Genomic DNA, 12,996 nt, shown 5'->3' with positions numbered 1-12,996 from the left:
AAGCCCCGCTTTGCAGCGAGGCCTTATAAATAGTGGTGCCCGGACTCGGAATCGAACCAAGGACACGGGGATTTTCAATCCCCTGCTCTACCGACTGAGCTATCCGGGCAACGGGGCGCATTAAACCGTATTGGCCGCTGATCGTCAACGAATTTATGGTTTAAAACCACTAAAACTGTACTGACTGCTCTCTTTTCAGACAAAAGAACCAGAAATTATCTCAGGGCAGCGATAAAACTTAGTGGTAAATTACTTAACCCAGTGCGCCATTTTTACGGCATTGCGCGACTTCCAATACATCTTCAGCCAGGCGCTTGGCAATTTCAACATCGACGAGTTGACGTTTAACCAGCAGTTTGCTCAAACAACCTTCCAGAATCAGTTCCATCTGTTGTGCAACCATAGCTGCATCATCAGCGTCCATCTCTTGCAACAGCTCTTGGGTATAGAGTAGTGAGGCCTGTTTCTGCTGTTCAGCCAACTGGTGGATCGGGTGTTCATTATCGGGATAGAAACTGCATGCAGCAATAAATAAGCAACCGGGGTAACGCTGATTCTGCACTTGCTCACCTAGCGTCTGGTAACGCGCCAGTAACTTTTGTTTGGGTGATAAGGTCTCGTCCAGTTGCAATTGTCGCCGCCAGGTATCTATCTGCTGGCCATGAAAGCGCAGACAGTCATACAACAAAGCTTCACGATCCGGCCAGAAACGGGCCAGATCACTGACTTCAACTGACACCTCTTTTGCCAGCATCTCCAGCGTGGTGTTTGCCAGTCCTTGCTGCTCCAATAGATTGAGCGCACTGCTTAAAACTTGTTCACGTTGCACGTTGCTCTCCTCCAACCGCTTATCTGGCAAGTGTGGTTTACCACCGCCTATGGTGCAAATAGTCTATACCCTGCGTACTGATTAATAGACATCGGCAGGTATGGACATTTTCTGCCAGCAGACTCTGTACCTTATCATTACTACGGCGACATTTTTCTAACTCTTTACCCTTTAGTTGTTTGTTAATTTATAACGACAAAATCACCGCACGATTTTTGCTATTTAGCAGTCTGTGAAGCAGGGCGCATTTTATTGTGCATCTGCCTATAACGATTGGTGAATAACTCATAATTCCTGTTCTTTTGCCTGATGGTTTATTGGAACGGGGTTTCTATAATGATCATCGTGAACCGTAAATAGAAAAAATCTTACAAAACAGGCGCAAAATTAACGACTAACACCCACTGCCGTGTGCGCTGGCAACCTGAATTGCATCACGTCCTGCATCGAGCCGTCGTTCCATCCGGGCGTTCAATTATAAGGATCGAAAATGAGTCTGCAAAATTATCCTAATCAGTTCCGCCGCAACCTACAACAAGGGCAAACCCTTATTGGTTGCTGGAGTGCACTGGCAAATCATATTTCAGCCGAAGTGCTGGGCCTGGCGGGTTTTGACTGGTTGGTTCTGGACGGTGAACATGCGCCGAACGATGTTACGACGTTTATTCCACAACTCATGGCGCTGAAAGGCAGTAATAGCGCACCGGTTGTACGTGCGCCCTGTAATGAACCCATCATTATAAAACGCTTATTGGATATCGGTTTTTATAACTTCCTGATCCCGTTTGTTGAAAACGAAGCAGAAGCCATACGTGCGGTTGCCTCGACCCGTTATCCACCGGCGGGGATCCGCGGGGTTTCTGTGTCTCATCGCGGTAACAATTACGGCACCGTACCCGACTACTTTGCCACCATCAACGACAACATCACCGTACTGGTGCAAATCGAAAGCCAGCAAGGGGTGGATAATATTGATGCTATCGCCGCCGTTGATGGGGTGGACGGTATTTTTGTTGGACCGGGCGATCTGTCGGCGGCATTGGGTTATCTGGGGCAGCCCAATCATCCCGAAGTACAAAAAGTGATTCGTCATATTTTTGATCGCGCTAAAGCACAGGGTAAGCCGAGCGGTATTTTGGCGCCAGTTGAAGCTGATGCCCGCCGTTATCTCGAATGGGGGGCAACCTTTGTCGCTGTTGGCAGTGATTTGGGCGTATTTCGTAGCGCGACTCAGGCGTTATGCGACAAATTTAAAAAATAACCATCAGTCTGTTTTGACAGTTTAGTACTGCCGCGTTGACGGCCTTCCGACTTAATTGAGGAGTAATAAATGAAAATCGGCTTTATTGGTTTAGGGATTATGGGAAAACCAATGAGTAAAAATCTGCTGAAAGCGGGCTACTCATTAACAGTCCTCGATCGTAATGCTGCGGTGCTGGATGAATTGATCACGGCTGGCGCGCGTACGGCAACGACACCAAAAGCGCTGGCAGCAGAATGCGATATCATCATTACCATGCTACCTAATTCGCCTCATGTAAAAGAAGTGGTACTGGGTGAAAACGGTGTTATTGAAGGTGCTAAACCGGGTTCTGTGCTGATTGATATGAGTTCGATTGCACCGCTGGTTAGCCGTGAAATCAGTGAAGCGCTGGCACTAAAGCAGGTTGCAATGTTGGACGCGCCAGTCAGTGGTGGTGAGCCAAAAGCTATCGATGGCACCTTGTCAGTGATGGTGGGTGGTGATAAAGCGGTATTCGAGAGCTGTTTCGAGGTGATGAAAGCCATGGGGGGATCGGTGGTGCATACTGGTGATATTGGTGCTGGTAATGTGACTAAACTGGCCAATCAGGTGATTGTCGCACTGAATATTGCCGCGATGTCTGAAGCCTTGGTGCTGGCAACTAAGGCGGGAGTGAACCCTGATCTGGTATTCCAAGCGATCCGTGGTGGTCTGGCAGGCAGTACCGTGTTGGAAGCCAAGGCACCGATGGTGATGGATCGTAACTTCAAACCAGGCTTCCGTATCGATCTACATATCAAAGACTTAGCTAATGCCCTCGACACCTCACATGGCGTCGGTGCTCAGTTGCCCCTGACCGCAGCCGTGATGGAGATGATGCAGGCGCTGAAAGCTGATGGTTTGGGCACCGCTGACCACAGTGCATTGGCGTGTTATTACGAGAAATTGGCTAAAGTTGAAGTCACTCGTTAATCGGTGGCACCGGTGCCTGCGGGTGCCGGGCTACTGGGTAACAGGGCTATACTGGTAAGCATTCCGTTATCCTGAGCGGCCGGTTTATAACGTCGGAGCCTGTGCGGTATTGGATAGCTCATGAGATTGAATCATTTATGAAAATAGTCATCGCCCCAGACTCTTATAAAGAAAGCTTATCTGCGCTGGATGTTGCGGTGCAGATTGAAGCGGGTTTTCGCACTCAATTTCCCGATGCACAATATATCAAATTGCCGGTCGCGGATGGTGGTGAAGGTACCGTTGAGGCCATGGTCGCGGCCACCACTGGCCGGATTATTCAGGTCAATGTGACCGGCCCGTTAGGTGACGAAGTTGCGGCTTTTTACGGAATATCCGGTGATGAAAAATCGGCTTTTATTGAAATGGCGGCCGCCAGCGGGCTAGAGCTGGTTCCACCAGAACTGCGCAACCCACTGAAAACCACTTCCTACGGTACCGGCGAATTGATTTGTAATGCGCTGGATCAGGGGGTCAAACATATAATTATCGGCATCGGTGGCAGTGCCACCAATGATGGCGGTGCGGGCATGGTGCAAGCGCTGGGTGTCAAACTGCTGGATAAGCAGGGTAAGCAGATTGGTTTTGGCGGCGGGAAGCTGGCTGAACTGGATGTTATTGATATCTCAGGACTGGATCCGCGGATTAAGCAGTGCCAAATCGATGTTGCTTGTGATGTCACCAATCCACTGACTGGCAGTGAAGGGGCATCGGCTATTTTTGGGCGGCAGAAAGGGGCGACACCTGAGATGGTTAGCCAACTGGATGACGGTTTGCAGCATTATGCAGGTATCATTAAACGTTATCTTGATATTGATGTTGACCAGGTTGAAGGCGCTGGCGCGGCGGGTGGTTTAGGCGCGGCATTACTGGCGTTTTGCGGTGCAACCTTAAGTCCCGGTATTGATATTGTTACCGATGCTCTTGGTCTGGACGCTTTGGTTAGGGACGCGACATTTGTTATTACCGGCGAAGGGCGCATTGATAGCCAAACCATTCACGGCAAAGTGCCGATTGGTGTCGCGAGAGTTGCCAAACGTTATAATAAGCCAGTGATTGGTATTGCCGGTAGCCTGACAGATGATGTTGATGTGGTGTATGAGCATGGTCTGGATGCGGTATTCAGCGTGATCTACAGTATCTGTACTCTGGAGCAGGCACTGGATAATGCGGCAGCCAATGTGTTTATGACCGCACGCAATATTGCCGCCACGCTGGCGATGGGGATGGCTGTCGGTAAATCAGCGCAAGAAAGTAAATAACACGCTTTTGGTCATAACCATCCACCGGTAAATCTCTATCAGGGCTAACGATTGATTGGCCCTGATTTCCTCGTTGGCGCTCAACTTTGCCAGCAACATGCCCCCGGTCTTGCCATTTATGTGACCCGTCCCTCAACTCTCTTTCTTTGTGGTGTGAATTGGGCGTTTGTCCAATGTATTCCCCTTCCAGACCTCATATGCTGGTGCATCAGCCCAGACTGAGGCCCATTCATGAGTGTATATAATCTTGACCCCCGGCTAGCCCAGGATATTGTTACCCGTACCATGAAGATCATTGATACCAATATTAATGTGATGGATGGTAAAGGGCGGATCATTGGTAGTGGTGATGAAGAGCGCCTTGGCGAACTGCATGAAGGGGCGCTCTTGTCGCTGTCTCATGGCCGGATTGTCGATATCGATGAAGCTGTTGCTCGCCAGTTGCACGGGGTGAGGCCAGGGATCAACCTGCCATTGCGCCTTGAGGGCGAAATCGTGGGGGTGATTGGCCTAACCGGCAACCCGGGGCAACTACGTCAATATGGCGAACTGGTGTGCATGGCAGCAGAGATGATGATGGAGCAGGCGCGGTTGGTGCATCTGCTGGCGCAGGATAGCCGTCTGCGTGAAGAGTTGGTATTGAACTTGATCCGCACCGAAGAAATATCACCGGCACTGATTGAATGGGCGCAGCGCCTTGGGGTGGATATCAATGAACCACGGGTCGTAGCCGTGGTGGATGTGGACAGCGGCCAGTTGAGTGTCGACAGTGCTATGTCGGAATTACAAGAGCTGCAAACCCTGTTGACGACGCCAGAGCGCAATAACCTGATTGCGATTGTTTCACTGACTGAGATGGTGGTGCTTAAACCGGCGCTAAATAGCCATGGCCGCTGGGATGCTATTGATCACCGGCGGCGTATGGAGTCTTTGCTGTCGCGCATGACTGAGCGGGGCCGGTTGCGAGTGCGCCTGTCGCTTGGCAATTTCTTTACCGGGCCGGGCAGTATTGCGCGCTCATACCGTACCGCTCGTACTACCATGGCGGTCGGTAAGCAACGGATGCCGGAGCAACGCAGCTATTACTATCAGGATTTGGTGTTACCGGTATTGCTTGATAGTTTGCGTGGTGGCTGGCAGGCCAATGAATTAGCCTTACCACTGGCTAAATTACGGGCGATGGACAGTAACGGTCTGTTGCGGCGCACTCTGGCCTGCTGGTTCCGTAATAACGTGCAGCCAACGGCTACTGCCAAAGCGTTATTTATTCATCGCAATACCCTGGAGTATCGGTTGAATCGTATTTCCGAACTGACCGGTTTAGATTTAGCGAACTTTGATGATCGCTTGCTGCTGTATGTGGCGCTTCAATTGGGCGAGCAGGAGTAGAGATAGATGTGATAGCAAGAAGAGCAGGCCGAGTGAGTGTCACCCGGCCTGATGATTCACTGATACTTAGGTCACTGGTGCCGGATTAAACACCGCCAAGGCATTGCGCAGCCCCCATTGATCGGACCACGTCCGTTTGCGGTCACTGGCAATATCCAGAATAAATTCAAATAATTGCTGACCAACCTCTTCAATAGTGGCATCACCTGTCGCAATGGTTCCGGCATCGATATCCATCAGGTCATGCCAGCGGTTAGCCAGATCAGTGCGGGTTGCCATTTTGATTACCGGCACTGCCGCCAGACCATAAGGGGTGCCGCGCCCGGTGGTAAATACCTGAACGGTAATACCAGATGCTAACTGTTGCGTGCCGCAGACAAAATCACTGGCTGGGGTGGCTGCAAAAATCAGCCCACGCTTGGTGGGGCGCTGCCCCGGTGAAAGCACTTCCACAATGGCGCTGCGGCCGGATTTGGCAATGGAACCGAGTGCTTTTTCCACGACGTTTGCCAATCCGCCCTTTTTATTCCCGGGTGAAGGGTTGGCGCTACGATCGGTTTTGCCGGTTTCGAGATAGTCGTCGTACCATTTCATCTCTTCCAGTAACCTTCTGCCAACCTCCTCGTTAATCGCCCGTGGGGTTAACAGATGGATAGCATCACGCACTTCCGTGACTTCAGAGAACATGACGGTTGCGCCGCAACGCACCAGTAAGTCTGAAGCATAGCCCACTGCAGGGTTGGCGGTTACGCCAGAGAAAGCGTCACTGCCACCGCATTGCATACCGACCACCAATTCAGAGGCCGGGCAGGTTTCACGTTGGCGCATATTCAGGCGTTGCAGGTGCTTTTCCGCCACTTGCAGAATGTCATCGACCATGGAACGGAAGCCGATGTGTTTCTCATCCTGCAAGCGCACGATATTGCTTTCATCCAGTGAGATAACCTGCACGTCAGGTGTCCCTTCCAGCAGCCGCTCGGGTTGGAGCTTTTCACAACCGAGACCGACGACCATCACTTCGCCACCAAAATTGGGGTTAAGGGCCAAGTTATGAATAGTGCGAATGGGCACTACCGCTGCTGGGGCATTGATTGCCACTCCACAGCCATATAAGTGATTCAGTGCAACTACGCCATCGACATTGGGATATTTGGGTAGTAGGGTGCGCTCAATGATATTGACCACATAATCCACCACGCCAGCGACGCAATGTACGCTGGTGGTAATCGCGAGTAGGTTTTTGGTCCCGACACTGCCGTCAGCGTTGCGATAGCCCTCAAAGGTATAACCTTCCAGTGGTGGCAGAGCCTCGGGGACTGCGGTGGCAAGGGGTAAGGTCTCCAGTGCAGGTGCGGCAGGTAATTCAACCAACGATTCATCTATCCAGCCGCCGCGAGCGATATCCCGCACTGCCAGACCAATCACCTCAGCATAACGAATGATTGGGCCGCCTTTAGGAATATCGACCAAAGCCACTTTATGGCCTTGTGGCACATGCTCAATAAGTTCAAGGCCACATTTAAACCGAGTGCCAGCACATAGGCCATTGTTATTAACCACAATGGCAACATTATCCGCGTCCTGTACTTTAATATAAAGCGGGTTGTCTACAGGACTATTACAAATGCTCATAATATTTCCCTTATATACCCTTTAATTTTTTTGGGTACGATAATTATGTTGATAACATAACTGTTATTTTTATCAATACAGCCATTATTTGTCTTAAACATAATGCTCACTAGCTTGTAAATAAGTATACGCCGCTAAAAAGAGCAAGGCATTGTGCGGATGACCTAGATGCTAATGGGTTTAATGCCTATTTTTGTTCGCAAGCCCAAAAGCAGGTGAGCATTATCACGAAAAGGTCATTTATCGCCGACATACTTTGACATTAAAAATGCATATAAAAAAAGCCCTTCGACAAAGGGCTATGTTAAAAAGGGGTACGCGGGCTTTTATTATGCTGATGCTTTGATATCAAATGATGCTTTGATATCAAATGAGGCTATGCCAATATTAATAACAGAGGCGATATTGCGAGAAGCAGTTCTGATATTTTCAGTTGCCTGAGAGAGTGCATCGTCAAGTGTACAAATATGGTAAATAATACTGAAAATAGCATCAACACCATGTTGATGAACAATGTTGGCATCGGTAGCCAGGCTGCCGGCAATACCAATCACTGGTTTATTGTATTTTTTGGCTAATCGAGCGACACCGACCGGGACTTTGCCATTGATACTTTGGCTGTCTATCCGGCCTTCACCGGTCAGAACGAAATGACAGTCTTTGATATAGGTTTCCAGGTCTAATGCTTCAGCGACTATCTCCACGCCCTGGCGCAACTGTGCACCGCAAAATGCTAACAATGCGGCCCCCATACCGCCAGCGGCCCCCGCGCCGGGTATCCTATCTACGTCTATTCCCAGATATTGTTTAACCATCTGCGCGTAATGGACCAGGTTATTATCCAGTATCACAATCATTGCGGCCGTAGCCCCCTTCTGTGGGCCAAAAATAGCGGAAGCACCTTGCTCACCGGTCAGCGGATTGGTCACATCACAAGCGACTTCAATGCGGCAATCTTTAAGGCGTGGGTCCAGCTGCGACACATCTATCGAGGCAATGTTATGTAAACTGCCGCCACCAAAATCAATCTCTGCGCCGTAGGCGTTACGCAATTTGGCTCCTAGCGCCTGTACCATACCTGCACCGCCATCGTTGGTGGCACTGCCACCGATACCGATAATAATATGACGCACGCCTGTTTGCAGCGCCGCACGGATTAATTCACCGGTACCGTAGGAGGTAGTATTTAACGGGTTCCTCAATTCGGGAGGGACCAATTCCAGTCCGCTGGCCGCTGCCATCTCAATAAAAGCCGACTTCCTATCACCTGATAATCCCCAGAAAGCCTGGATTTTATTACCCAGCGGCCCGGTAACATCAGTCATGATTTTTTGGCCGCCGGTTGCGCTGATCATGGCGTCGACAGTGCCTTCACCACCATCAGCCACGGGGATCTTGATGTATTCAGCATAAGGGAATATTTCTCTAAAACCTTGTTCAATAGCCTGAGCTACTGCTATTGCCGATAAACTTTCTTTATAAGAGTCTGGTGCGATGACTATTTTCATTAGGTGTCCTGTCGCTATATTTCAAACAACAAGTGCCCCATAAGAGGCACCTATTGTTATTCCCTTAAGATGTTTTCAATTCCAGACGTTTGATATCGCCTACAACAAATAAGTAGCAGAACATAGCCATAATGGCAGAGCATCCAACAAAGATTAATGCGGCATTAAAGGAGTGTAATTCTTTCACCAGATAACCGATAACCAGCGGTGTGACAATAGAGGCGACGTTACCAAATACGTTAAATAATCCGCCACATAAACCAACAATTTCTTTTGGTGCGGTATCAGCAATAACTGGCCAGCCCAATGCACCGAAACCTTTACCAAAGAAGGCCAATGCCATCAGTGCGACCACCACTACGTCACTATCGACGTAGTTACACAGAATAATGCTTGATGCCAATAACATACCTAACACGATAGGGACTTTACGGGCAAAAGTCAGAGAGTGACCACGTTTAATGAGTGAGTCAGAGAATACGCCACCTAATACACCACCGGCAAATCCGCACAATGCCGGGATAGAGGCCACCATCCCCACTTTTAAAATAGACATCCCTTTATCTTGTACTAAATAAATGGGGAACCAGGTTAGGAAGAACCAGGTAATGGTATTAATAAAGTATTGACCAAAGAAGACACCTAACATCATTCGGCTAGCCAATAATTGCTTCAGATAATCTAATTTAGGACCGCTTTTATGACCGTCAGGTTTCTTGTGGTCCATATCGACAACAGCACCACCTTGTTTTATGTATTCAAGTTCAGATGCAGACATACCCGGGTGATCGGTCGGGTTATGGATAAATTTAACCCAGGCAATGGTTAATACGAAACCTAGCCCGCCCATCACAGTAAATACATGCTGCCAGCCCCAGGCAAAGGTTAAATAACCTAATAACGGAGAGAAAAGGGCCAGAGAGAAGTATTGTGCAGAGTTAAAAATGGCTGAAGCGGTGCCTCTTTCTTTGGTTGGAAACCAGGCCGCGACAATTCTGGCGTTAGCCGGGAAAGAGGGGGCTTCAGAGAAACCTAACATAAAGCGCATGATAAACATGGAGATAGCGGCATACGCTATCGGGAACATGTCGACAAACCCTTGCGTAAAGGTAAATAACGACCAGAAGAACAGGCTATAGGTGTAGACCCGCTTGGAGCCGTAGCGGTCTAATAACCAACCACCCGGTATTTGCATTAGCAGGTAAGCCCAACCAAAGGCTGAGAAGATATAACCCATTGCAACAGCATCTAATTGCAATTCTTTTGCCACTTCGGTGCCTGCAATTGACAATGTTGCCCGGTCAGCATAGTTAATTGCAGTCACAATAAAGATAATCAATAATATTATATATCGGACGTGGGTCCGTTTTTCAGTCACAGCGGCTTCCAGACTCATTTTTATACCCTCTATAATCATTATTTAGGTTGCCGCATTTAAATTCGTTATGAATGAGATGCAATAACCTATTTTTTATTTGGTGTTATATAAATAAAAAAATCAATTTTCATAAATGTCTTCGTTAGCGCCAGATACATTATATGGAGCGGAGAAATAATTCGCATTGTGCATAGGCCCAAAAAAATGCGGCTAAATTATTTAATTGTTGTGTGGCTGTACAGCGAAGTGGGGTTATCATCACAAATACCCGTCGGACTTGAGGTTGCGACGGTGCGAGCGGTCTTACCGCAACAGCAACTAGTTTGGTTATATCCCAATGAGATTATTTTTAATCCTGATAATAAACTGATCTAGATCAAAATTATCTTTAGTATTCAGATGGGGTAAATAAACATCTAATTAACATTGTCCGAGTTAAATCTCTTTATTATTGTAAATAACTGGGTAAAATAACTGTGATTAATCGATTCTTCCCGCTATTTATTACTCTTTATCTTCGTGCATTTGCCTATTTAATTATCCCGAAATATCAGCAATGGCACGATTCTTTTGCATTAAAAATTAATTGTAATAATACAATATTATAGACACTATGTTTGTAAGGTTAATGATTTGATAGAGTTGTGAATAGTTGTTGCAAATAATAATTATTTATCCGGCAATGGCGTGACTTCTGGGAAGAAATAAGATGAATCCATTTATTGTGGCTGACGCCGAAAGTTGTATTGGCTGTCGGAGCTGTGAAGTAGCTTGTGTGGTCGCTCATCATGAGGGGACATTCCCTGATAAACCTGACTATTTCACACCTCGGGTGAAAGTATTTAAAGGTAACCAAAGTGCCACTGCGGTCTTTTGTCACCATTGTGAAGATGCCCCTTGTGCCAGCACTTGCCCGAATGGTGCCATCGTTGAGTTAAATAACAGTGTTCAGGTTATTCAGGAAAAATGTATCGGCTGCAAAACCTGCATGATCGCCTGCCCGTTTGGCATGATGACGGTGGTGACCGAGACGGTACAACCTGCGAGTCATCGTCTGGCCGATGCCTATCAACGTACTGAAGCACAGAAATGCGACCTTTGTATTGATCAGCCTGATGGCCCTGCTTGTATCAAAACCTGTCCGACGCAGGCCCTGACACTGGTTGATCAACATTATCTACTCCGGCAACAGCAGCAAAAGCGCCAGCGCACCGCATTGAATGAGCACAATGGCCGTTTGTTCAGTAGTGCTACTTCTGCTGGCGCGGCGCACTCATTCAGCCCACTGAGCAAAAATATTCGTGATGTGGCACCGGTTAATCTATTGCAGCGGCCACGAACACCGCGCCTTGAGCCTAAAAAAATCCCACTGGCGGAGCGTAAGGCAAGTTTTGCCGAGATCTATCTGCCGTTCACCGAAGGCCAAATCCATGAGCAGGCTGAACGTTGTTTAAATTGCGGTGATAAAACCATCTGTCAGTGGACCTGCCCGCTACATAACGCTATCCCGAAATGGATTTCATTGGCTCATCAGGGCCGTATTCATGAAGCAGCTGAGTTATCCCACCAAACCAGTAGTTTGCCAGAGATATGTGGCCGAGTTTGCCCGCAGGACCGTTTGTGTGAACAAGCTTGTACTTTAAACGACCACGATGGCGCAGTGACGATTGGTCAGATTGAACGGCATATTACGGAAACGGCATTAGCCACCGGCTGGCGGCCGGATATGTCGCAAGTCAAACCCACGGGTAAACGTGTTGCTATCATCGGTGCAGGGCCTGCGGGGTTAGGGTGTGCGGATATTCTGGTCCGTAACGGCATTACACCGGTGGTGTTTGATCGTTATCCCGAAATCGGTGGTTTGTTAACCTTTGGTATTCCGGCATTCAAATTAGAGAAAGGTGTGATGACCCGTCGGCGTGAGATTTTTAGCGAGATGGGTGTCGAGTTCTGCCTAAATACCGAGATTGGGCGGGATATCACCATGGAGAGCCTGCTTAGTGATTTCGATGCCCTATTCCTCGGCGTGGGAACATACCGTTCAATGCGCTCCGGGTTGGAAAATGAGGATGCTCAAGGGGTTTACGATGCTTTGCCATTCCTGATCGGCAATACCCAACACCTGATGGGGTACGCGGGCAGTGGTGCTCACCCTTATGTCAGCATGGAAAACCAACGGGTAGTGGTTTTGGGCGGCGGCGATACTGCGATGGATTGTGTGCGTACGTCGTTGCGCCATGGTGCTAGCAGCGTGATTTGTGCTTACCGCCGTGATGAAAAGAACATGCCTGGCTCCAAGCGAGAGGTGAAAAATGCGCGCGAGGAGGGGGCCGAATTTATGTTCAATCTTCAGCCACAAAAGATTGAGGTGGATGAACAGGGGCAGGTTACTGGTATCAAAATGGTTCGCACTGAAATGGGGCAGGCAGATGCTAAAGGGCGGCGGCAGGCCCGCCCAATCACCGGCTCCGAGCACATTATTCCGGCCGACGCGGTGATTATGGCCTTTGGTTTTAGCCCGCACCGTATGTCGTGGCTGGCAGAACACAATGTGGTGCTGGATAAGCAGGGGCGAGTGGTCGCACCGACGATTTCCGGTTACCCGTATCAAACCAGTAACCCAAAAATCTTTGCGGGTGGTGACATCGTGCGTGGCGCAGATCTGATTGTCACGGCCATTGCCGAGGGGCGCAAAGCGGCCGAAAGCATTGCTTATTATCTCAATGTTTTATAACCCCGGCGGC

Annotated in this window: 9 protein-coding genes and 1 tRNA gene; 5 read left to right on the top strand and 5 right to left on the bottom strand. The window is 48.8% G+C overall.

The genetic code is table 11. The features are described 5' to 3' along the window. Positions 1 to 33: 33 nt before the first annotated feature. Together A6J66_014760 and A6J66_014755 are read right to left on the bottom strand one after the other, a co-directional pair. Positions 34 to 109, bottom strand: a tRNA-Phe gene (locus A6J66_014760). A 144-nt stretch (positions 110 to 253) separates the two neighbouring features. Further along, positions 254 to 829, bottom strand: a complete 576-nt coding sequence (locus A6J66_014755) for a transcriptional regulator (GenBank protein ID PNM25330.1) — start codon at positions 827 to 829, stop codon at positions 254 to 256. Positions 830 to 1,319: 490 nt separating this feature from the next. Between A6J66_014755 and A6J66_014750 the strand changes: the two genes are divergently transcribed. The 4 genes from A6J66_014750 to A6J66_014735 all read left to right on the top strand — a co-directional run bounded on the left by A6J66_014750 (position 1,320) and on the right by A6J66_014735 (position 5,734). Further along, positions 1,320 to 2,090, top strand: coding sequence for a 2-dehydro-3-deoxyglucarate aldolase (locus tag A6J66_014750; protein ID PNM25329.1), 771 nt, complete (start codon positions 1,320 to 1,322; stop codon positions 2,088 to 2,090). 69 nt (positions 2,091 to 2,159) lie between these two features. Beyond that, a complete protein-coding gene (locus A6J66_014745) occupies positions 2,160 to 3,044 on the top strand; it encodes a 2-hydroxy-3-oxopropionate reductase (GenBank protein PNM25328.1) in 885 nt (294 codons plus the stop codon). A 137-nt stretch (positions 3,045 to 3,181) separates the two neighbouring features. Further along, a complete protein-coding gene (locus tag A6J66_014740) occupies positions 3,182 to 4,345 on the top strand; it encodes a glycerate kinase (GenBank protein ID PNM25327.1) in 1,164 nt (387 codons plus the stop codon). Between the two features lie 231 nt (positions 4,346 to 4,576). Beyond that, positions 4,577 to 5,734 (top strand): CdaR family transcriptional regulator, encoded by a 1,158-nt coding sequence (locus A6J66_014735; GenBank protein PNM25326.1) that lies wholly within the window; start codon positions 4,577 to 4,579, stop codon positions 5,732 to 5,734. Positions 5,735 to 5,800: 66 nt separating this feature from the next. Here the strand turns inward: A6J66_014735 and garD are convergent, their stop codons facing one another. The 3 genes from garD to A6J66_014720 form a co-directional block, all read right to left on the bottom strand. Beyond that, positions 5,801 to 7,366: a galactarate dehydratase gene (gene garD, locus A6J66_014730; protein ID PNM25325.1), complete on the bottom strand. Its 1,566-nt coding sequence runs from the start codon at positions 7,364 to 7,366 to the stop codon at positions 5,801 to 5,803. 329 nt (positions 7,367 to 7,695) lie between these two features. Beyond that, positions 7,696 to 8,874, bottom strand: coding sequence for a glycerate kinase (locus tag A6J66_014725; GenBank protein ID PNM25324.1), 1,179 nt, complete (start codon positions 8,872 to 8,874; stop codon positions 7,696 to 7,698). Positions 8,875 to 8,938: 64 nt separating this feature from the next. Continuing rightward, on the bottom strand, positions 8,939 to 10,270 hold the full coding sequence (locus A6J66_014720; GenBank protein ID PNM25323.1) for an MFS transporter: 1,332 nt from the start codon (positions 10,268 to 10,270) through the stop codon (positions 8,939 to 8,941). Positions 10,271 to 10,961: 691 nt separating this feature from the next. On the opposite strand from A6J66_014720, the gene A6J66_014715 reads away from it, so the two are divergent. Continuing rightward, a complete protein-coding gene (locus tag A6J66_014715; protein PNM25322.1) occupies positions 10,962 to 12,986 on the top strand; it encodes an oxidoreductase FeS-binding subunit in 2,025 nt (674 codons plus the stop codon). The last annotated feature ends 10 nt before the right edge of the window (positions 12,987 to 12,996 follow it).

Origin of the sequence: Yersinia enterocolitica (assembly GCA_002082245.2) — a bacterium.
GTDB lineage: Bacteria > Pseudomonadota > Gammaproteobacteria > Enterobacterales > Enterobacteriaceae > Yersinia > Yersinia enterocolitica_E.
The sequence above is the reverse complement of the archived record's forward strand: the minus strand, read 5'-3'. Positions and strand labels throughout refer to the sequence as shown.